This window comes from Dyadobacter ginsengisoli DSM 21015 (assembly GCF_059568735.1).
Genome location: NZ_JCANTY010000010.1, coordinates 133580 through 155496 on the forward strand (window position 1 = coordinate 133580; position 21917 = coordinate 155496).

At 47.9% G+C, this 21917-nt stretch carries 20 protein-coding genes and 1 riboswitch; of the genes, 14 read left to right on the top strand and 6 right to left on the bottom strand.

The genetic code is table 11. The annotated features are described in order from the left end of the window. The first annotated feature begins 39 nt into the window (after positions 1-39). From BP71_RS31495 to BP71_RS31520, 6 genes are all read left to right on the top strand, one after another. The gene (locus BP71_RS31495; protein WP_496385603.1) at positions 40-2682 is read left to right on the top strand and encodes a valine--tRNA ligase; all 2643 of its coding nucleotides are present in this window, start codon (positions 40-42) and stop codon (positions 2680-2682) included. 265 nt (positions 2683-2947) lie between these two features. Beyond that, the gene (gene fbp / locus BP71_RS31500; protein WP_496385604.1) at positions 2948-3943 is read left to right on the top strand and encodes a class 1 fructose-bisphosphatase; all 996 of its coding nucleotides are present in this window, start codon (positions 2948-2950) and stop codon (positions 3941-3943) included. Between the two features lie 37 nt (positions 3944-3980). Then, on the top strand, positions 3981-5318 hold the full coding sequence (locus BP71_RS31505; protein WP_496385605.1) for a DEAD/DEAH box helicase: 1338 nt from the start codon (positions 3981-3983) through the stop codon (positions 5316-5318). Between the two features lie 68 nt (positions 5319-5386). Beyond that, positions 5387-6127, top strand: a complete 741-nt coding sequence (locus BP71_RS31510) for a tetratricopeptide repeat protein (RefSeq protein WP_496385606.1) — start codon at positions 5387-5389, stop codon at positions 6125-6127. Positions 6128-6251: 124 nt separating this feature from the next. Then, positions 6252-6728, top strand: coding sequence for a TlpA family protein disulfide reductase (locus BP71_RS31515; RefSeq protein ID WP_496385607.1), 477 nt, complete (start codon positions 6252-6254; stop codon positions 6726-6728). Between the two features lie 12 nt (positions 6729-6740). Beyond that, entirely contained in the window at positions 6741-7364 is a 624-nt protein-coding gene (locus BP71_RS31520) for a thioredoxin family protein (RefSeq protein ID WP_496385608.1), read from the top strand. 38 nt (positions 7365-7402) lie between these two features. Here BP71_RS31520 and BP71_RS31525 read toward each other — a convergent pair whose 3' ends face one another. Both BP71_RS31525 and BP71_RS31530 read right to left on the bottom strand, forming a co-directional pair. After that, positions 7403-8482: a YncE family protein gene (locus tag BP71_RS31525; RefSeq protein ID WP_496385609.1), complete on the bottom strand. Its 1080-nt coding sequence runs from the start codon at positions 8480-8482 to the stop codon at positions 7403-7405. Between the two features lie 10 nt (positions 8483-8492). Continuing rightward, entirely contained in the window at positions 8493-10373 is a 1881-nt protein-coding gene (locus BP71_RS31530) for a TonB-dependent receptor plug domain-containing protein (RefSeq protein ID WP_496385610.1), read from the bottom strand. 91 nt (positions 10374-10464) lie between these two features. After that, positions 10465-10665, bottom strand: a riboswitch (cobalamin riboswitch). Positions 10666-10706: 41 nt separating this feature from the next. Here BP71_RS31530 and BP71_RS31535 point away from each other — a divergent pair. Together BP71_RS31535 and BP71_RS31540 are read left to right on the top strand one after the other, a co-directional pair. Continuing rightward, a complete protein-coding gene (locus tag BP71_RS31535; RefSeq protein ID WP_496385612.1) occupies positions 10707-11648 on the top strand; it encodes a DMT family transporter in 942 nt (313 codons plus the stop codon). Between the two features lie 173 nt (positions 11649-11821). Further along, positions 11822-12382, top strand: coding sequence for a thioredoxin family protein (locus BP71_RS31540; RefSeq protein ID WP_496385614.1), 561 nt, complete (start codon positions 11822-11824; stop codon positions 12380-12382). Positions 12383-12385: 3 nt separating this feature from the next. Here BP71_RS31540 and prfA read toward each other — a convergent pair whose 3' ends face one another. Then, positions 12386-13459 (bottom strand): peptide chain release factor 1, encoded by a 1074-nt coding sequence (prfA, locus tag BP71_RS31545; protein ID WP_496385615.1) that lies wholly within the window; start codon positions 13457-13459, stop codon positions 12386-12388. 141 nt (positions 13460-13600) lie between these two features. Here prfA and BP71_RS31550 point away from each other — a divergent pair, with 141 nt between their 5' ends. Together BP71_RS31550 and BP71_RS31555 are read left to right on the top strand one after the other, a co-directional pair. After that, the gene (locus BP71_RS31550; protein WP_496385616.1) at positions 13601-14185 is read left to right on the top strand and encodes a hypothetical protein; all 585 of its coding nucleotides are present in this window, start codon (positions 13601-13603) and stop codon (positions 14183-14185) included. Positions 14186-14233: 48 nt separating this feature from the next. Next, the gene (locus BP71_RS31555; RefSeq protein ID WP_496385617.1) at positions 14234-15124 is read left to right on the top strand and encodes an SAM hydrolase/SAM-dependent halogenase family protein; all 891 of its coding nucleotides are present in this window, start codon (positions 14234-14236) and stop codon (positions 15122-15124) included. Positions 15125-15143: 19 nt separating this feature from the next. On the opposite strand, the gene BP71_RS31560 is transcribed toward BP71_RS31555, so the two are convergent. Next, positions 15144-16019 carry an aldo/keto reductase gene (locus tag BP71_RS31560; RefSeq protein WP_496385618.1) on the bottom strand — a complete coding sequence of 292 codons (876 nt, stop codon included), beginning with the start codon at positions 16017-16019 and terminating at the stop codon, positions 15144-15146. A 30-nt stretch (positions 16020-16049) separates the two neighbouring features. Next, a complete protein-coding gene (locus BP71_RS31565) occupies positions 16050-16406 on the bottom strand; it encodes a DNA gyrase inhibitor YacG (RefSeq protein ID WP_496385619.1) in 357 nt (118 codons plus the stop codon). A gap of 250 nt (positions 16407-16656) precedes the next feature. On the opposite strand from BP71_RS31565, the gene BP71_RS31570 reads away from it, so the two are divergent. Continuing rightward, positions 16657-16992 (top strand): single-stranded DNA-binding protein, encoded by a 336-nt coding sequence (locus BP71_RS31570; protein WP_496385620.1) that lies wholly within the window; start codon positions 16657-16659, stop codon positions 16990-16992. A 51-nt stretch (positions 16993-17043) separates the two neighbouring features. On the opposite strand, the gene BP71_RS31575 is transcribed toward BP71_RS31570, so the two are convergent. Continuing rightward, the gene (locus BP71_RS31575) at positions 17044-18528 is read right to left on the bottom strand and encodes a xylulokinase (RefSeq protein WP_496385621.1); all 1485 of its coding nucleotides are present in this window, start codon (positions 18526-18528) and stop codon (positions 17044-17046) included. Positions 18529-18846: 318 nt separating this feature from the next. Here BP71_RS31575 and BP71_RS31580 point away from each other — a divergent pair, with 318 nt between their 5' ends. The 3 genes from BP71_RS31580 to BP71_RS31590 all read left to right on the top strand — a co-directional run bounded on the left by BP71_RS31580 (position 18847) and on the right by BP71_RS31590 (position 21885). Then, complete coding sequence (locus BP71_RS31580) at positions 18847-20310, top strand: M20/M25/M40 family metallo-hydrolase (protein WP_496385622.1); 1464 nt, start codon at positions 18847-18849, stop codon at positions 20308-20310. Between the two features lie 67 nt (positions 20311-20377). Further along, positions 20378-21187: a 4-(cytidine 5'-diphospho)-2-C-methyl-D-erythritol kinase gene (ispE, locus tag BP71_RS31585; protein ID WP_496385623.1), complete on the top strand. Its 810-nt coding sequence runs from the start codon at positions 20378-20380 to the stop codon at positions 21185-21187. A gap of 56 nt (positions 21188-21243) precedes the next feature. Next, on the top strand, positions 21244-21885 hold the full coding sequence (locus BP71_RS31590; protein WP_496385624.1) for a cytochrome c oxidase subunit 3: 642 nt from the start codon (positions 21244-21246) through the stop codon (positions 21883-21885). Positions 21886-21917 lie beyond the last annotated feature (32 nt).

Here is a 21917-nt window from a genome sequence, read left to right on the forward strand (position 1 = left end):
AGATGACTAACCGACAGTTACGGTAAATTTCTGATTACGATGATTTCCAAAACTTATGCCCCTCAGGAGATAGAGGATAAATGGTACTCCTACTGGATCGAGAACAAGTTCTTTCAATCGAAACCCAACCCCGACAAAGAACCCTACACCATTGTGATCCCGCCGCCGAATGTTACCGGTGTGCTGCACATGGGGCATATGCTCAATAATACTATTCAGGACATCCTGGTTCGCAAGGCCAGAATGGAAGGCAAGGAGGCTTGCTGGGTACCCGGTACCGACCATGCTTCCATCGCCACCGAGGCGAAAGTGGTGGCCATGCTCAAAGAGCGGGGCATCAGCAAACGCGACATTACCCGTGACGAATTCATCGAATATTGCTGGGAATGGACGCACAAATACGGCGGCATTATTCTGAAACAGCTCCGCAAACTCGGCGCTTCCTGCGACTGGGACCGCACGCGCTTCACCATGGAGCCGGATCTGTATGATTCGGTGATCGACGTTTTCATTGACCTATATAATAAAGGAGATATCTATCGCGGCCATCGTATGGTGAACTGGGACCCTCAGGCGCGTACGACGGTTTCGGATGAGGAGGTAATCATGAAAGAGGTAAACCAGAAGCTGGTTTACCTGCGATATCCGCTTGAAGGAGAGAATGGAGGAGGGAGTGTAGGGGAAGGGGTCGTGATTGCTACGACGCGGCCCGAAACGATCATGGCCGATGTCGCGATCTGTGTGAATCCTGCCGACCAGCGTTACCAGCATTTGATCGGTAAAAAGGTATTAATTCCTTTGATCAACCGGGCTATTCCGATTATTGCGGATGATTATGTGGAAATGGAGTTTGGAACGGGTTGCCTGAAGGTGACGCCGGCGCACGATACGAATGACTATGAGCTCGGAAAACGTCACAATCTGCCGATCATCGATCTATTGAATGAGGATGGCACCCTAAATGATAAGGCGCAGATTCTCGTAGGTGAGGATCGTTTCGCAGCTCGGAAAAAGATCATTAAAATGCTGGAAGACTCGGGCAGTCTGGTGAAGACGGAAGAGTATAAATCCAATGTGGGACATTCGGAGCGCACGAATTCAGTGATTGAGCCAAGGTTGTCGGAGCAGTGGTTCCTGAAAATGGAGAAGATCAGCAAGCCGGCATTCGAGAATGTAATGAACGATACGGTTCAGCTGATCCCTTCAAAATTCAAGAACACATACCGGCATTGGATGGAGAATGTGCGGGACTGGAATATCAGCCGCCAGCTTTGGTGGGGCCATCGCATTCCCGCCTATTATCTGAACGATGGCACCACCATCGTTGCGAAATCGAAGCGGGAGGCGTTGCGCAAAGCACAGCATGAGTACCAGCTTTTTGCATTGACCGAAGAAGATCTGACACAGGACCCCGACGTGGTGGATACCTGGTTCTCGTCGTGGTTATGGCCGATATCCGTTTTTAATGGAATAAAGGAACCTGATAATGCCGACGTAAATTACTATTACCCGACCAATGACCTTGTCACTGCGCCTGAAATCCTGTTTTTCTGGGTAGCGCGGATGATCATCGCGGGTTACGAATACCGCGGCCAGTATCCTTTCAAGAATGTGTATCTGACGGGTATCGTTCGCGATAAGCAGGGCAGGAAAATGTCGAAATCGCTGGGCAACTCGCCGGACCCGATCGATCTGATCGATAAGTATGGCGCGGACAGCATCCGGACAGGTATGCTTTTCAGCTCGCAGGCGGGCAACGACTTGCCTTATGACGAGAAACTGATCGAGCAGGGCCGGAACTTTGGAAATAAGATATGGAATGCATTCCGCCTCGTGAAAGGCTGGACGGTCGATAGCGAGCTGCCGGTTCCGGAAGGTTCGAAACTGGCGGTGCAGTGGTTTGAAAGCAAACTGAACCAGACTTTGGCCGAAGTGCAGGATCATTTCTCCAAATTCCGTATTTCGGATGCATTGAATTCGGTGTATAAACTGATCTGGGATGATTTTTGCGCGCAGTATCTCGAAATGATCAAGCCGGGCTTCGAACAACCGATCGATCTTTCGACTTACGACTCGACCCTCGATTTCTTCGATCGGCTTATGCGTTTACTGCATCCGTTTATGCCTTTTATTTCAGAGGAAATCTGGCAGAACATTATGGAACGTGGCGAGAAAGAATCCATTTGTATCGCGCATTTCCCGCAGGCAGGTGCGAGCGATCAGACATTACTGAATGACTTTGATATCCTTTTTGAATTGGTATCATCGATCCGGAACTTACGCAGTGCCAAAGGCCTCAGTCCGAAAACCGCATTGCCGTTGGCGATCCGTACAGATGCAAGTGACCGCTATGCGATGCTGGCACCGCTCATCGAAAAACTGGCCAACGTGGAGAGTATCAGTTTTGTGACCGGCGAAGGTGAAGGAAATTCGTTTCGCGTAAAGTCCGATGAGTTTTTTATCAACCTGGCGGATGAACTGGACGTAGAGGCAGAGCGCGAGAACCTGCAACGGGAACTGGAGTATACGAAAGGCTTTTTAGATTCAGTGATGAAAAAACTTTCCAATGAGCGTTTTGTCCAGAATGCAAAGGGCGATGTTGTTGAAAAGGAAAAGCAAAAGCAGGCCGATGCAGAAGCGAAGATTGTGACACTGACCGACGCGCTGGCAAGGCTTAAATAAGCGTCAGAAATACATATCATAATTAAAGCACAGGGTGTAAGCGCCTTGTGCTTTTTTGTTGCGCACAATATTCGATTAATGTCGTCTGGACATTTAAAAAGTGCAAGGAGACGACTAGCTAAATAGCTCACCCTTAGGATTAATCGATGATTTAATGGAGATAAAATTATATTAATTTTTAAAAAATTTTATTAGCTCAAACTGTTTGGAAATAGGAAAAATCAGGGTGTAACTTTCGTGCCAATCCGATGTAACTCAATTGACTATGGCGACGAAAACAGCACAAGAATTGGCCCTGCCGGTGGGCGTAACGCTCGACCGGTTTATCATGCACAGCCAAAGTGCATTTCCTTATGCAACGGGTGAGTTGTCCCAACTCCTCAGGGATATTGCCCTCGCGGGAAAGATTATCAACAGGGAAATCAATAGGGCTGGCCTGATCGATATTACCGGTGGGAGCGGGACCGAAAATGTGCAAGGCGAAAATCAACAGAAACTGGATATCGTTGCCAACATCCGTTTCATTCGTGCATTGAAAAATGGCGGAGAAGTTTGTGCCATCTTGTCGGAAGAGGAAGAAGACATTATCCACACCGGAAACAACCACGGCAAATATGTGGTAGCTATGGATCCTCTGGATGGCTCTTCGAACATCGACGTCAATGTTTCGATCGGGACGATTTTTTCTATTTATCGCCGTGTTACACCTATTAATGAACCCGCCTCGATGGCTGATTTCTTGCAGGGGGGACGTAAGCAGGTGGCCGCGGGCTATATTCTTTACGGATCGTCCACGATGCTGGTGTATTGCACAGGTGACGGGGTCAATGGTTTTACGTACGATCATTCGCTGGGTGAGTTTATCCTGTCGCACAAGAACATGGGTACGCCGGACGATGGAACGATCTATTCTGTCAACGAAGGCCACTACCACAGCTATCCGGCATTTGTACAACAGTACATCGCCCAATGCAAGTCAAGGAATTTCAGTGCGCGTTACATCGGCTCACTGGTAGGAGATTTCCACCGAAACATGCTGAAAGGGGGCATTTATCTTTATCCATCTACTCAAAAAGACCCGAAAGGCAAACTGCGTCTGCTCTATGAATGTTACCCGCTAGCATTCATAGCTGAAAAATCCGGGGGTAAAGCCAGCGACGGTTTTGGTAACATTCTCGATATTATACCGCAGTCTTTTCATCAGCGGTCGCCGCTGTACATCGGCTCGTCGAGTCTCGTGGATGACGTTGTGAAGGGCTGATGACGGGCTACCGTTTTAGTTTTCGTAACTTTGCACCATGCAAACTACGCAAAACCTATTCGAGCAATTCAAGCTCAACCGCCAATTGCTCAATGCGATTGAAGAAGCAGGATACACCGAACCGACCGCTATTCAGGAGCAGGCTATACCCGTCGCCATGGCTGGTCAGGATATCCTGGGTATAGCGCAGACGGGCACCGGTAAGACTGCTGCTTATACATTACCACTATTGATGCGTATCAAATATGCCCAGGGACAGCATCCGCGGGCATTGATCATGGCCCCCACCCGGGAACTGGCCATGCAGATTTCCGAAGCTATTATCCAGCTCGGAAAGTATACCGATATCCGGACGGTCGTCTTGTACGGCGGCGTGGGTCCGAAAACGCAGATTGAAGCACTCAGGAAAGGTGTGGACATTATCGTTGCAACACCGGGCCGTTTTATGGACCTTTATTTCCAGGAGGAAATTGTGGTGAAGCATCTTAATGCAATGGTACTCGACGAGGCCGACAAGATGATGGACATGGGTTTTATGCCCCAAATCCGGAAATTGCTGGAAATCATTCCGCGTAAAAGGCAGAACATGCTCTTTTCGGCAACATTCTCCGGGAAAGTCGAGCACTTGTCCCATGAATTCCTGGAATTCCCCACACGCATTGAAATCACGCCACAGGCGACAGCTGCGGAGATGGTATCCCAGTCGTTGTACGAAGTGCCGAACTTTCGCACAAAAATCAATTTACTTACTCATTTACTAAAAGCTCGCGAGGTACTTACACGTGTGCTCGTGTTTACGCGCAGCCGCGAGGTGGCCGGGCTTGTACACCAGAACCTGCTAAACCGGGTCGTTCGGGAAGAGGAGCTGCGGGTTATTCATGCCAATAAGGGACAGAATACCAGAATCAATGCCATGGAGGCATTTCGCGAAGGGCAGATCCGGGTGATGGTAGCAACCGACGTAGTGGCACGCGGTATCGACATTACAGAGGTGAGCCATGTGATTAACTTCGATGTGCCGCTGATCTACGAGGATTACGTACACCGGATCGGCCGCACGGGTCGTGCCAACCATCTGGGCAATGCAATCACATTCATGACGATCGCCGACGAATACCATATCAGGAAAATTGAAGCGATGATCAGGACTGAGATTCCCCGAGCAGAATTTCCGGACGAAGTAGACATCGCAGAAACTCCTTTTCAGGAGCAACAGGATATGCTTCGTGAAATCGACAACCAGCGCCGGAAAGAGGATCCGACCTTCAAAGGGGCCTTTCATGAAAAGAAAAGATACATACCGACGGCCAGGAAGATATCAGGGAATACCGGTAAGGGGCATCGTGGAGCAGGAGGAAGAAGTAAACGCAGATAATGCAATACAAATCGAAGAAAACCGTTTAACTTGGACAATAGAAAACCTGTCTTCTATTAAAGTCAATTATGAAAGAGTCTGTTGTAATTTGGCTTGCCTTTTTGATACCTGTAATGGGCTTTGCCCAAAACACGCATCTGGCAAGCGCGGGTCCAAGTACAGATACAAACGTTGCTCCCAAAAAGCCCCTTGAATTAAAGGAAAGACGCATTCTCCCACTATTCGGAGAAGTGAGCAAAACCTCGGAGCAGATCGATGAAGAGATTAAGTTCCTGAGTGAATGCGATAAATCGTTTTCCACCCGAGCCGAGGCCAGCAGTTTTTTTGCTACCCGTGCCTGGGAGTATTTGCAGGAAGGTTCGCTTGACACAGCCTGCTACCGTTTCAACCTCGCCCAGTTATTGAACGATAAGAATGTAGAAGCCTACTGGGGGTTGGGTGTAGTTTCTTACCAGCGTGAAAACTGGGTGGATGCCAAAAGGATGTTGACCAAAGGCGTGAGCCTGCAAGGCGACAATGTCCCGTTGCTCGTGGATTTGTCGACGGTTGAACTTAAATTATATGCGATCACCAGCCGTAAAGAAGAACTGGATGAAGCAAGTGCATTGCTGAAACATGCGGTTTCGATCGATTCTTCCTATGCATTGGGGCAGTACAACCTCGCTTTGCTGCATTATAATCTCAATGAGCTCGACAAGTCATGGGAGCATTTGCATAAAGGGCGTACGTTGGATTTCAACCAATTGAACCTGGATTTTGTGGAACTGTTAAAGGCCAAAATGCCCGATCCGCAAGGATTTTTCAAGTAATAACGTGGCACGGTGCCAGGCATATGAAAGTCTCCCAAAAGGAGACTTTTTTGTTTTATTTATATTGTTCATAATCATCGGCTTGTCTTTCTCGCTGGTATAATTTTTTTGGAAATCTGGGCACATGAAACGGTACGTCTGGTATTTAACGATCATACTTTCTTGCTTTTGCAGATTGGTTCATGCGCAGTCAGTGAAAGTGATCAAATTCGGCGACTTGCACCGGATATTAACCACGCAGGATGACACCTTGAATGTGATCAACTTCTGGGCAACGTGGTGCGGGCCTTGTGTCAAGGAGCTACCCTATTTTGAAGGATTGAATAAAACCCAACAAAAGCTGCGGGTGCTGCTTGTAAGTATGGATGATATCAAAACACTGGAGACAAAAGTCAAGCCATTCGTGAAGCAGCGGAAAATAAAGTCAAAGGTCGTATTACTCGATGAGCCGGACCTGAATAGCTGGGTCGATAAGCTGGTACCCGAATGGTCTGGCGCATTGCCCATGACGTTGATTTTGAACGCGAAAAGAGAGGTTAGGAAATTTATCGGAAAACCCGTGAAAGAGGGAGAGCTGCAAACTATTATCAATCAATTATAAACTCTGATCCTTATGAAAAAGAGACAATCCGCATCGTTTTTTGCGCTGCTACTGGCGTTTTGCATTCAGGGAGCTGCTTTTGTGACTAACGGCTACAAAATCGGTGATGAGGTTAAGGATTTCAGTCTGAAAGGAGTTGATGGTAAAATGGTATCACTGGCGGATCGGCAGGAAGTGAAAGGCTACATTATTGCATTCACCTGCAATACTTGTCCGATAGCGAAGGCATATGAGGACCGGATCATTGCGCTGAACGATCAATATGCGGCAAAAGGCTACCCGGTTGTCGCTATCCAGCCTAATGATGTCACTGCGTCTCCCGGGGATTCTTTCGCTGCGATGCAACAGCGCGCCAAGTCAAAGAAATACGGATTTCCATACCTTGCGGACGAGAGCCAGACAGTAACGCGGGCCTTTGGCGCAACCAATACACCGCATATGTTCGTCGTTAGAAAAGTTGGAGGAAAGTTTAAGGTCGCTTACATCGGTGCCATCGATAATAACCAGGGTGATCCCGCTGCGGCCAGTCAAAAATACGTGGAAAATGCAGTGAATGAGCTGTTGGAAGGTAAGACAGCTGTAACGACACCCTCTGCGAGGGCGATCGGATGTGGCATCAAATGGAAGAATGCTTAACAAGCAGGAATGCCCCGGGGTTGCCCGGGGCATTCTCGTTACTGGAAGAAAAACCCTGTTGGGGCAACACCTACTTTTAGCGAGTCGACCAGGCTGCCGTCTGCCCGGTAGCGTACTGCATAACCAGCCTGAGCGTACGAAGGGGTGACACCCGCATACAATAACCCTTGTGACGGGTCGACTGACAATCCGCTGAAAACGCGCGGAATCAATGGGGTGTTCATTGCGATTTGAGAGTCGGTAATGGCGAATTTATAGGTGGCGCCATGTTCCTGATTTTTATCGTCATACCACGAGAGCACAAAGAATATCGATTTAAGGTCGGCACTGAATGCAAAGTTACCCGGCGTCTTGAAACCGCCGGTGGCAATGCTTAACGTAGCTTCCACGGTCGAGCTTTCCGTATTAATGCGCGCTACCTTCCCGCCAGCCTGAACCCAAAGTTTGCCGTTTACATCTATACCTATCGGATTGGTGGCTCCTTCAAATGAGATAGGATCGCCAGCCAGGTCAGATGTAGTGTTGATGACGGCGAGTTTTGTCCCCTGGCCCCATGGCGTTGTTCCAACAAATAACTTTCCATTGTGATAGGCGAGGTTCTCCGGTCCGTCAGCAATGTTGATTTTTTTCGTAACCTTCTTACTGTCCAGATCGACGACTGCAACATATCCCGTCTTATATTTCAAGTCTGCGTTGGTTCCCCAGCACGATACATAGGCCTTATTATTGACAATGACCACTTCTCGCGGGTTTTCGATATCTGGTGCGCCAATGGTACCCTCGCTTTTGAAAGTATAACTGTCTACAAATTCCACTTTGTCTTGTCCCGTTGCAGAATTGTCGACCAGAATTATTCCTTTTCCATTTGATGCCACGTAATCCTGTACACCGCCTTTTAATGCAGTACCGTTTGCAGCTGCGAAAATATCCGCGTCAGCTGTGCTCCGTTCACGCGGGAAGTATGAAATAGCCCCGTTATTTTGTGAAAAATTACCTTCATTCATTACAAAAACGCCACTTACGTAGTCACCCTTCGGTGCAGGATCACTTTGGTTACACGACCATACCGCGAGCGTAGAAAGGGCTACTGCTAATGAACTGGCTAACTGTTTTTTCATTTTCATTGATTTATTGAGAATCGTAACTAAAGGTTAAACTTAATGCAAAACTTCTTCCCGGCATCGCGTTGTTACGCACATTCAGATAAAAAGCATTCGTGACATTCCGCACCTGCCCCTGAATGTGCGCCTTGAAAGGCTTCCAGGAGATGGCGGTTTCGGCCAGAATGTTGATCAACCCGTATCCGTCGAAGGATTGTGAGTTATCGAAAGTTGTGAAACGTTTGCCAACAGCCTGGAACTGACCGGTGATTTTCGTCGATTTATACAGGGCAAATGCATTCATATTGGTGCTGTGAAGGGGGACAAAGACAAGCTGCTTTCCTATTATATCCTGCGAATAATTGTCATAAGCCTTTTCCTGAGAGCTCTTATTGAATGCGTAGCCGGCGTCCCATCCTAACCTGGTTGCCCCCGTCCGGCAGACGTAACCTAGTTGCAGCTCGATACCGCGGGCGAGTACCTGTTGCAGGTTTTCGACCCGGTATTTCCTCGAAGGATTCCAATACGTCCAGTCTTTGATACGATTGTGATAGGCTGTCAGTGAAATGCGTAAGGCATTTCCCGGTTCCGGTTTGAAAGTGTGCTCAACGCCCAGCTCTTTGTTCCAGCCGCTTTCGGGTTTAATATCCGGGTTCCCGAGATCTTTCCAGTAACGTTCATTCAGGGTGGGAGTCCGGTAGCTGCGCCCGAGGGAGCCTTTTATGATTACGCGATGCCGATCGTTTCTTATCAAATTGTATTCAGCCCCCAGTGAAGGCGTGAATGGCGGATTGTAGCCGGTGACCAAAGCCTGCCGGAAATTAGCAGAAAAGGTCAGGCGGTCGATGACCTGCCAGCGGCTCAGAACAAAAAAATCGGTGCGGTTTTCAGTTACCGGAGTGTGGGCATAGCCGGGCACTTCCGAACGGAAATGCGTCCATTCAGCACCGGTTTTGAGCGATATTGGATGGAGTGAGCGACCCATATTCAATGTGAAATCTTTTTCAACCCGGGTAGCCAGCTTGTCTGTAACCGAGTGGTCGGGGCGGGAGAGGTCTCCTTTTGCATAGTCAATAATATCGCGTACCCACGCGGTGCGGATGGTGAACGTCTTGATCCGATAACGCAACATGGTACGATACGCCTCGGTGAGCGTCATTTCTCGGCCCGCTTCATCAGTCGGCGTCAGTATAAGTTTGTTGCTGGTGAGCCAGACGTGTGCCGAAATCTCCTGATCGCTCGGGGATTGCAGAAACAGGTCCTGTACAATACCTTTTTGAGCAGTTTCTGTCAGCAGTACCGCGTAATTGCTCCTTGTTTCGTAAGGGTAGTCATTGTTCATGCGTCCGCTGTACACAACGGTCTTGCCCGAAATCGTCCATTGGCCTGTCAACGGTAGGGTGTACCGGACATTAGCCTGGCTCTGATGATTTCGGAAACTTTCTTGCTGCCTCCCAAGGCTAATGCCAAAGCGTCCGGCGGACGGCTTGCTGTCCAGCAAAATGCTGCCTCCCACGGCATCGGTGCCTATAATGCTGGCGGAGGCGCCGTACTGGACAGACAATCGGTCAAAACCAACAACCGGAATGGTGGAAAAATCGGTTTGCCCGAGCGTAGGCGCATTAATATTCAGTCCGTTCCACAGCACGGCAGTGTGATTGGCAGATGTGCCGCGAAAGGAGGCGGTACTCAGTTGGGCAGGTCCGTAGTTTTTGAATGCAATCGGCGTGTAGGCTGATAATGCGTCACCGATGTTCTGAAAACGGAACTGGGCGAGAGATGCGGAATCCATGGTTTGGATTTTAAGGCCACTCATAAACTTCTGAGGAACAAAACCTTTGATAACAACCGGATCCAGGTCGATGGAGTCGCTTTGGGCATAGAGACGCGCCGGTAAGGCTGAGCTCACCCAAAGTATCAAAAAGATAAAAAATTTCCGGTCGGCAGTCACCCCAGCAAAGCAATGGATTGGCGGTGATCTTTGGTTTTTCCTCCGAAAACATCAGATCAAACGCTCTGGCAGGTCTCCTGGCTCATCATTGGGATCCGGGGCCTTCCCGTTCGGAAACAGTGGCATGAAGATCGGTCCGTTTATTGCTGACTTACAGTTGCGGGGACAGTTTCCGGTTCTCACGGAATTCCCTATTAAGCCTAACCGCTGATTAGAAGTGGTTTATGGCACCAAGCGGCGCAAAGTTAGGCATTTTCAATGACTTTTGGTTGTTTGTGATAAGCGCTATCTTTGCGGCAAATTCTGATCCCGTTGGCGGCTACTACTGAAAATTTTCCTGCGACTTCGTCTTATAAAGGCATCTACCTCATGCTCGGGGCTGCGTTTTTCTTCTCGCTTACTTCGGCTATCTCCAAATGGCTTGGTAAGGATTTCCATACGGTACAACTCGTTTTTTTCAGGAACATAGTCGGCGTTGTTTTTGTGATCAGCAGCATCCGGAGGCGGCCATTGCGCCAGGAAGGCGGGAAGCTGGGACTGCTTATTTTCCGGGGCGTGGTCGGCACATTGTCGCTTTACATGCTTTTTTACGCTATTCAAACCCTTGGCCTGGGACGGGCTTCTACTTACCAGTATACCTATCCGATTTTCCTCGCATTGTTTTCCTGGCTTCTGATCGGAGAGACGTTGAATTCGAAGGAATGGATGGCGATCTTCGTCGGATTTACCGGCATCCTTTTTGTGTTTCGCCCCGATCTGTCGAGCTCTTTCCGGGATAATGCGCTGGGACTCGGCAACGCATTGCTGACGGCCATATCCTATTTGTCGATCAGGCAATTGGGAGTCGTGTATGACACACGCGCGATCATTCTTTCCTTTATGCTGAGCGGGATCGTGATGCCCATCCTTTCGATGCTGGTGGGCACCTATTATCCGATAGCGCACTTGGATTTTCTGATCGGAACATTCAAATGGCCGGAGAACGTGTTTCAATGGCTGGGTTTTCTGGCGCTGGGACTGACCGCGTTGCTTGGGCAAAGGATGCTGACACAATCGTTTACCTATGACAAAGCCGGTCGTGTCGCTGCGATCGGTTATTCCAATATCCTGTTTTCCGTCCTGATCGGATTTCTGATGGGTGAAGCGATCCCTTCTGTTTCCATGCTCGCGGGGATGTTTCTCATCATTGCCGGAGGAATACTCGTTTCTTTTGCCAAAAGTAAAAGCGCTTAAAGCCGCACGTTTGAGGCAAAGGCATTGATATCAATCTCCTGTGTTTTGTTTCGTCAAAAAATGCGTAAAATTGGGACAGCTTTCCTGGCTTGCTGATTATTGAATAGCATTTGAGATGCCGGGTAACGATTTGTGTGGGAGGTTTGTTTAAACAAAAAGAAATCAAAAATACCATGAAACGATTCCTGTCATCGCTTTTGATATTTCCGCTGATGCTGATAATCCTGGCAGGTTTCAAAGCGGATAAAGCCAGTAAACCCGCAGAAGGGATCCAATGGCTCACCATCGAGGAAGCCTTTGCCAAAATTCAAAAGGAGCCCCGCAAGGTGGTGATCGACGTTTACACCGACTGGTGCGGCTGGTGCAAGGTAATGGACCGTGAAACTTTCAAGGACAAAGCGGTGGTCGACTATATTAACAAGAAATATTATGCTGTAAAGCTGGACGCAGAACAGAAAGAGGCGATCACACTTGGCGACAAGAAATTCAAATACCTGGCCCAGGGAGGTCGCGGCATCAACGAAATCGCATTGGCGCTTACCAACAACCAACCGAGTTATCCTACCACTGTTTTCCTGGACGATAAATTCAACATGATTCAGCCGCTTCCCGGATATCTGAAAGCGAAGGAATTCCATCAGATCATCACCTTTTTCGGAGAAGATTATCACAAAAAGCAGGATTTCGAGAGCTATAAGGCCAAGACCTATGGCGAGTTGTACCCGGCGAAATAATATTTATACAGTTTCACCCTCCTGCATTCTCTCCGCATTTTCCGCGATGCGTAGTTTCTCGATCAGCTCGGCGATGTCGCCTTCCATTACGGCGGGAAGGTTGTAAACCGTGTAACCTATGCGATGGTCTGTAATGCGGCTTTGCGGGTAGTTATATGTCCGGATCTTGTCAGAACGGTCTCCGCTTCCTACCATGGATTTACGTTGAGAACTGATCGCATCATTGTGTTTTTTCAACTCGATCTCGTATAGCCTCGAACGAAGGACGCTCAATGCCCGGTCTTTGTTTTTCAACTGCGAACGCTCATCCTGGCAGCTCACCACAAGTCCGGATGGGATGTGGGTAAGACGGACCGCCGAATAGGTTGTATTAACCGACTGTCCACCCGCGCCTGACGATTGGAATGTATCCACGCGAACGTCGTTCATGTTGATTTGTACATCCACTTCTTCGGCTTCGGGCAGTACCGCAACGGAGGCGGCAGAAGTGTGGATCCGGCCCTGAGACTCGGTCTGCGGAACGCGTTGCACGCGGTGTACACCCGATTCGAACTTCATTTTGCCATATACATCTTCTCCCTCGACCTTGCAGATGATCTCCTTGTAGCCGCCGTTGGTTCCCTCGGTATAGTCCATGACGGACGAGCGCCACCCCATTTTCTCGAAGAAGCGCTGGTACATCCTGAAAAGGTCTCCCGCAAAGATGGCCGCCTCGTCGCCACCGGTGCCGCCGCGGATTTCGAGGATGATGTTACGGCTGTCGTTAGGATCTTTGGGGATCAGGAGTTCTTTGATCGTCTGTTCAAGTTCGTCCAGGCGTGGCACCAGCTCATCGAGTTCCTCCTTGGCCATTTCTCTCAGATCCTCGTCTTTTTCAGTAGCTATAAGTTCCTTGGTCCCGGCTATGTCCTTTTGCAATTTTTGGTAAATCACATATTGCTCTACAATCTTGCCGAGATCTTTGTATTCTTTGCTGATCTTGGAATAGCGTGTAGAGTCGGAGACAACTTCCGGTTGTATAATTTGTTGAGAAACCTCTTCAAAACGTTCTTTTATAGCTTCTAATTTATCGATCATCTTTATTGGATATCTTTGGCACGACGCATTCGGGGCACAAAGATACGCATTTTAGCTAAATGAATGATTTCAAGACGCCATATGCATGTTATGACGGGTTGGGTGCGGAAAGAGGGTACATCAGACTAACATTTACGGAATATGAAACAGTTATTATACATCGCAGCGATAACCGGAATTCTTGCCGGATGTGATTTTAAAAGTGGCCGCATTGAAAATACCAAGGAATTGAGCCGGGAGATCAAAGCATCGCAAATCAAACGGGTTACCAACACGCAGCTTGTTTATGCGGCCGACGAATGGGGAAAGAAAATAGCGCAGATCGCCGAAAAGACTTTGAAAAGCGAATTGGAGAAAAATCCCGGGTCCGGGGTGGCACTCTGCAAAAATCTGTCGGGAATTCCGGTTGTCGCGGCCTTACAAAAAGAATATGGCGTCAAAGTCGAGCTTATGGGAGCTGCCGACCTGAAAAACCCGGCTCTGTCGCCGAAAGAGCGTGAAATATTGGATGCTTACCTTTACAGTGCCAGAAGCAAGGCGACTGCCGGTGATAATTTGCAGCAGCTGAACGACACTATGCTGGTATATAATGCGCCTGTATCAGCGGAAAGTATTGTTTGTAAAAAGTGCATGAGTGCACAGGACACGACTTTCGCGGTTTGGCGATTGCTTTTCAGTAAAAAGGAGATCATCAGGAAGCTGGACGCCAAGCAGTTGAAAGATTGATTCAGGCAATAATTTTTGTTTATTTCAGGAAAACAAAAACGCGTGACTATGCTGCACAAATTACCGCTGGTGGTTCTTTTCATCGCTTCGCTCACGGCCTCGGCCCAAAATAATACTGTCGTTTTTCAATCCGATTTCGGTTTAAAGGACGGAGCCGTTTCAGCCATGAAGGGTGTAGCGACGGGTGTTTCCCCGGACATCAGGTTGTATGACGTAACGCATGAGATTCCTGCATATAATATCTGGGAGGCGGCTTATAGGCTGGTACAGACCGCACCGTACTGGCCGGCCGGAACAGTTTTCGTTTCGGTAGTAGATCCGGGCGTGGGGACCGAGCGAAAGTCAGTGGTTTTGCTGACGAAATCGGGACATTACTTTGTTACTCCCGACAATGGCACATTGACGCTCGTGGCGGAGCAAATGGGGATCGGGGAGGTGAGGGAAATTGATGAAGCGGTTAACCGGCGGAAAAATTCAGGTGCGTCGTACACCTTTCACGGGCGTGACGTATACGCATACACAGGCGCGCGGCTGGCAGCGAAAGTAATATCTTTTGAGCAGGTAGGACCGAAATTGTCAGCTAATGTCATCTCGATTCCTTACCAAAAGCCTTCTTTTGAAAAAGGGAAAATCCTGGGCGCTATCCCGATCCTGGATATTCAGTACGGTAATGTATGGACCAACATTGACAGAGCGCATTTCGATCAACTAAATGTGCGCATCGGAGACGATGTGAAAGTGCAGGTTTTCAAAGCGGGTGACAAAGTGTACGAAGGGAAGGTAAAGTTTGTCAACACATTTGGGGAGGTGAAAGAAGGTGCGGATGTCGGCTATTTTAACAGCCTGCTTAACTTTTCACTCGGCATCAATATGGGCAACTTCTCGGAAAAATATAAAGTACTGAGTGGAAGTGAATGGAGTATTGTCCTGAGTAAATGAACAATACCCCGCTTCTGATTTATTTTCCGACCACCTGGTAGATTTCGTACCAGTCTTCCCGGGTCAGTTTAATGTCCGATGCACTTGCCCCATTGCGGATGCGTGTTTCGGAAAGTGATCCGATAATGGGTAAAGTACCCAGCTTCATTAACCAGGCCACGGCAGTCTGCTCGATATTTGCGTCATATTTTTTTCCGATCTCATCCAGCTTTGATCTCAGTCTGACCGCTTTATCATCTGTTCCGTTCAGGATTTTCCCGCCCGCGAGTGGTGCCCAGGCCAGCGGTTTGCTGAAACTTTGTTTGATAAAATCGATCCGGCCGTCTTCAATGGCCGTCGTATTCATCAGATTGAGCTCGATATGATTGGTAACAATAGGGATACGCAGGTAAGAGGCAAGCAACTGGTGCTGAAAAACAGTAAAGTTGGCCACGCCGATGTGCTTGGCTTTTCCAGAAGTTACGATCTCAGCCAGTGCCATCGCAGTTTCTTCAGGGTCGGCGAGCAGATCGCTTTGATGCAAAAGGAAAATATCCAGGTAATCTGTTTTGAGTCTTTTCAACGAACCATTGATACTGTTGATAATATGCTCCCGGGAGTTATCATAGTAGGTAAGATACTTGTTTTCAGAAGTTCTGATCCCACATTTACTAAACAAAACAATGTCTTCCCTTTTGAATGACCTGTTCCGGATAATCTTTCCAAAATGCTCTTCAATGGTCTGGTCGCCGTAAACGTCAGCGTGGTCGAATGTATTGATGCCCAGTTCAAGGCAGAGATTGACGGTCTTTTCAATTTGGGCGGTGGTGATAGCACCTTCGTCGGTCCATCTCCAGAAACCATAAATTGCTTCTGAGACCTTTGGCCCGGAATCGCTGAGGCTTACTTTCTTCATCGGTGGTAATTTGAATTCGTGCAAAAATATCTATTTCTCCAGTCGTTTATCTTTCACGATCAGATAAAAATCGTTTTCCAGTTCCAGGTAGCCATAGTCGTACACGAAGTGATAAATACTCCCCTTTAATGTCGGGCGGATATTGGTGATGAGGTTAAAATCAAAACCTTTGGCTATCAGGACGTGCTTGGTAATCTTGGATTTATCATCCGGGCACAGTTCTTCGAGAATACGGCGATTCTTGCGGAGTTGGTTATTCATATTTCTTACAATGTTGTAAGAATCTGAATTCAGCCGGTTATTGTAGCTGTTCCGGCACATATCCGAGCAGAACTTTTTATCTACCCGCCCTACTAGTGGCTTACCACATTCCTGGCAATTTTTCATTTTCAAACTGTTTGGCCGGACCCTCGTCAGTTCCGATTGGTGTGCATAGAATCGTCTGAATGCAATATAATAAAATTCGTTTGCTGCACTGCTCAAAAAGCATCTTTCCGTTTGCAAACGGCTGCAAGCGTTTTTATTTGATTATAAGTGGTTAATAACCGAATCAGTTTTCGATTGCAGCACACTTTTGCAGAACCGATCCGAGTGGGTCGGCGTAACAAAATCATTCATCATCTAAACAATCACAAGTATGAACTCGGTTAAATTGATCGGAAATGTTGGACGCGAAATCAACGTAAAAGACTTCGATGGCGGTAAGATGCTCAGTTTTTCACTCGCAACAGACGAAGGATATGTGAACAAAAACAAGGAGGAGGTCAAGAATACCGTTTGGCACAGCATAGTGGTTTGGAGAGAGCTGGCGCAGCGCTGTGAGTCTTTTCTGACAACGGGAAAAATGGTGTCGATCGAGGGTAGGCTAACTTACCGCCAATATCTGAACAAAGAGAATAAGACCGTCAGGGTAACGGAAGTGACTGCCCATAAGGTGGAGGAAATTTCCAGGAAGCAGGAAGCGGAAGTCTGAATGGGAAGGAAATGTCGGCCCGGCATACATGGGTAAACCGGGCCGACGATCTTACAGGCTTTTTTCAAGTACGTCTTTCCAATTTGCATAGGCATCCTTGGTGGCCTGGGCAAGGTTCTGGTCAGGCTCTATGGTTCGTAATGCGCTTAGGCCTACGAATGCGTCTTTGCGGGTTTTGTAATAGCCAAGTCCGAAACCGGCGGCACGGGCTGCTCCCTGGGCACCGTCGGTGTTGTAGAGTTCTACCGTAGCCCCGGATACATTGGCGAACGTTTCCCTGAACACCGGGCTAAGGAACATGTTAGCTTCGCCCGCGCGGATATTTTGAAGGGATACGCCCACTGTTTCCATGATTTCCATACCGTAGTACAAAGCGAACACAATTCCTTCCTGAGAAGCCCTTGTGAAATGACTGAGCCCATGGCGACTAAATTGCAGGCCTTTGAATGTGCTCCCGGGATCCTGGTTTTCAAGCATGCGCTCAGCACCGTTACCGAAAGGCAAACAGAAAAGACCATCTGATCCCACGGGAGCTTTTGCGGCAAGGCTGTTCATTTCAGGGTAGGAGACATTGCCCTGGAACAAAGCATTACGGAGCCAGCCATTAAGACTGCCGGTACCATTTACGCACAGCAACACCCCATAGCGCGACGATGCGGTGATGGGATTGACGTGTAGAAAAGTATTAACTCTTGATTTGGTATCAAATTTGATCTGATCACTTACACCATAGACAACACCGGAAGTTCCGGCGGTTGCAGCTACTTCTCCCGGCTCCAGTACATTCAGTGAGAATGCATTGTTGGGTTGGTCTCCGGCGCGATAGGTTATCGGAATACCGGCGCGCAAGCCGAGTGCAGATGCTGCTTCGGCAGTAATCTGTCCTTGTTCTGAGAAGGTAGGGAGAACCGTCGGCAAAATACCCGGGCTGAACCCGAAGTGGTCAAAAAGGAAATCGGCCGGACGTTGATTAACAAAGTCCCAGAAAATGCCCTCTGAGAGCCCCGAGGGGGTAGTGACTACTTCGCCGGTCATTCGTGCAGCCAGGTAGTCGCCCGGAAGCATAAATTTATGTACACGGGCATAAACGTCTGGTTCGTTTTGCTTTACCCATCCGAGTTTGGAGGCGGTGAAGTTACCTGGGGAGTTGAGCAGATGCGGGAGAACATATTCTTCACCCAATGCATCCATAGCGGTATTGCCTACTTCAACAGCCCGGCTGTCACACCAGATGATGGAAGGGCGGAGCACATTCATGTCCTTATCCACCACCACTAGGCCGTGCATCTGATAGGATATTCCGATGGCACCCACTTCGGCGGGTGAAACATTTGCTTTTTGTATAACAGCTTGGGAGGCCAGGCAGGCATTTTCCCACCACATTTGAGGTTCCTGTTCGGCAAAGCCGGGTTTCGGGGCGGCAATTGTCATCTCCCGTTCAGGGTAGTACGCAGAGGCGGCGACGACCCCGGTATCTGCGTGAATCAAACATGCTTTGACGGACGAACTGCCTAAATCGAATCCAAGGAAATACATTGCGAAATATGATTATTTTGATTTGAAATGCTTTGATCTTTAAATATAAGTGCTAAAAAATACAAAAATGTTCAAATAACTCTAAGAAAAGAAGTTTATTAAGTGTTAATTTAACACTTAAACAAAATTAGCTAAAAAAGTGCTTCGAGGCACGTGGCGCAAAAAGAATATTTGATAACGAAAATTCTGTATCTTAAAGAACTTATGAAACTAAAGGACTGATTTTCGGGTCTCCTTTGTGTTTACCTTGCATGAGCTCGATTATCTATGCGATATTTGAGTTAAAATTGAAGTTGCTGACATCCTTTATCGGGAATTATGAAGAAAGTTGTACAAGTTGTTCTCATTGGCGGGTTGTTTTTTTTGTTCTCCGAATTTCGCCCGAACGACAGGAAGTGGGAAAAACCATTCTCGAAGCTCGACCGGGAGGTCAGAGCGAACAGCAAAGCATATGCAACGCTGGGTGAAGCGACGAAAACAATCGGACATCGCCTAACAGGGAGCGTCAATGGAGAGAAAGCCGAGGAATATGCTTTCAAATTGCTGAAAAGCTATGGTTTTACGGATGTGGTGTACCAACCTTTTGAAGTGGAGGCCTGGATGCGTGATACCGTAACGCTTTCCATAGCACCAGGTAGCAGTGATAATTTCAGGGATGTGCCGGTAGTTTCTCTTGCGCACTCGCCCGTCGAATCCACCCTTCAGGGAGAGGTTGTGGACGTGGGGAATGGGTTGGAGGAAGATTTTCTGGCCTTGAAAGACAAAATCAAGGGAAAGGTGGCGCTGGCCAATATTAACCTGGTTGGAGTGACCGGGAAAAAAAACCTGCACAGGTCTGAAAAAACGGCGCTGGCGATTAAGTATGGTGCACGTGGAATGATCATGGTGAATGGTGCCCCGGGAAAGGTTTTGCTGACTGGCACAGCGTCGGTAACGGGAGCCATTATCTCCATTCCAGCTGTATGTATCTCCAACGAGAGTGGTCATGAAATCAGGAAATGGATTAAGGACGAAGGGCCGTTGGAAGCACATATCGATATGCACAACATTTCCAAGCCGATTAAGGCCCGTAATGTGATCGCCACGCTGAAAGGCAAATCTGATGAGAAGGTAATTATCGGGGGCCACCTCGATTCCTGGGATCTTGCAACGGGCGCGATCGATAACGGCATAGGTTCATTTGCAGTTATCGATATTGCGAGGGCATTCAAGGCGTTGAAAGTCAAACCCGAACGGACCATTCAATTTGTACTGTTCATGGGCGAGGAGCAAGGTTTGCTGGGGTCAAAACACTTTGTGGGCGAATTGAAGAAAGCAGGAACAATCGACAAGGTTGCGTATATGATGAACCTGGATATGACGAACGACCCTAAGGGAGCGAATGCATTTGGCAGAGACGAAATGAACGACTTTTTTGTGACCGTAGGTCAAGCCATTCGCTCAGTGGACCGTGAATATAAAAACGAAACTACTAATACTGCCGGGTTACACAGTGATCATCAGCCATTTATGTTGGAAGGTGTTCCTATCGCCGGGCTTTCAGGCCACCTGGACCCCAATGTACTGCAATGCTATCACGCCGACTGCGACGATTTCAGCCTGGTGAATAAGGATCAGCTTGAAAACACCGTCAGGATTGCATCGATGTATCTGTATGCGTTATCCAATGTAGAAAATATACCCGTCAAGAAATTGTCGGATCAGAAAACACGTGACTTCCTGATTTCGCAAGGTTTGAAAGAGGAGTTGATCATTGGGCAGGAATGGCGCTGGGAGCAATAAAATTTAAACCTGCAGTGGTGGGCTTATAGCAAAATCCGGATATTTGCAGGCCAATTTCGTTACCGCAATGCTCGTATTCCCCAACGCAAAAATCAACATCGGACTCAACATCGTCGAAAGAAGAAGCGACGGATACCATAATATCGAATCTTGCTTTTACCCGGTGGGTTGGTCAGATGCGCTGGAAATCGTGCCGGGAGACCAGTTTGCCTTTTTTGCCGACGGCAACCCGATTCCGGGAGAACATTCCGACAATCTTTGCGTAAAGGCTTATAATCTCCTGAAAGCAGACTACGACCTGCCGGCTGTGCACATCCATTTGCTGAAGTCCATTCCGATCGGCGCCGGGCTCGGGGGTGGGTCAGCAGATGCCGCCTTTGTCATCAATACGCTCGATGCCATGTTTCAGCTGGGCATTTCGGTAGCGCAACGGCAGAATTACGCACGTCATTTGGGTAGTGATTGTGCATTCTTTATTCTTAACAAACCAGCGTATTGTTTCGAAAAGGGCGATCGCTTTGAAGACATTCCGATGTCGTTGTCTGGCAAATGGATTGTAATGGTCAATCCGGGCATACATATATCAACAATTGAAGCATATTCTGGCATTGTCGCGAAACCAAGTGACCTGGATTTGCGTAATGTACTTCAAAGACCTGTTGCTGAATGGAAAGATCAGGTCAAAAATGATTTTGAAGCAACACTTTTTCCAAGACATAGTCTTTTAGAAGATATTAAAACGAAATTGTATTCGCTGGGTGCGGAATATGCATCGATGAGTGGATCCGGGTCGACGTTATTCGGCATATTTGAGGAGGAGAAAAATCTGAAAGAATATTTTGCCGGATTAAGGCTTTGGCAAGGCTTTCTTAAATAATTTAATGTTTCCGGATATGTTCGAAGCAGTAAAATAGTCGTTATATTCACTTATGAATGCGCTTTTTTAGATTTGAAATCAGGGAGATGAGTCCGAAACACACCACCAAACAGAAGGAAAATCCTTTCACCAAGCGTCGAGAACCTTTGGGTTTTATGCTATGGTTGGGTGTGGCCGGAAGTTCTCTGCTTTTTGCCTCAATCTTCATTATTTTTCTGATCCGTACTCAAAGAGAAAGCGTCCATTTGGTAGCCTTGCCGGATATGTTCTGGCTCAGTACACTTGTTATCTTGTTCAGTAGCATTACTTTACATGAGGCGAACCTCGCGTTTGTGAGTGAGCGTTTTTTACATTATCGCGTGTTTTTGGGCGCCACCTTTTTGCTTGGCCTTATTTTCATACTGTTACAGGCCGGAGGATGGATGGAGATGGTGGGTGCCGGTGTTTTCAGCGGAGTGAATACCTCCGAGGGATTTATTTATTTGCTTACCGGCCTTCACTTACTGCATATGATCGGTGGCGTGCTGTACGTGAGCAACCTTTTCAGGAGGGCAATCAGAAACAGAAGCTACGTTGATTCATTCGTATACAGTGTCAACCCGCCTAACCGCCTGCGGATTAAACTCTTCACCAGATATTGGCATTTTACCGGCGCATTGTGGCTCGTTGTGTTCATATTTCTGATTATTCTCTATTGACCGCGTCTATTCGCTTTTCCCTGTTTTGATAA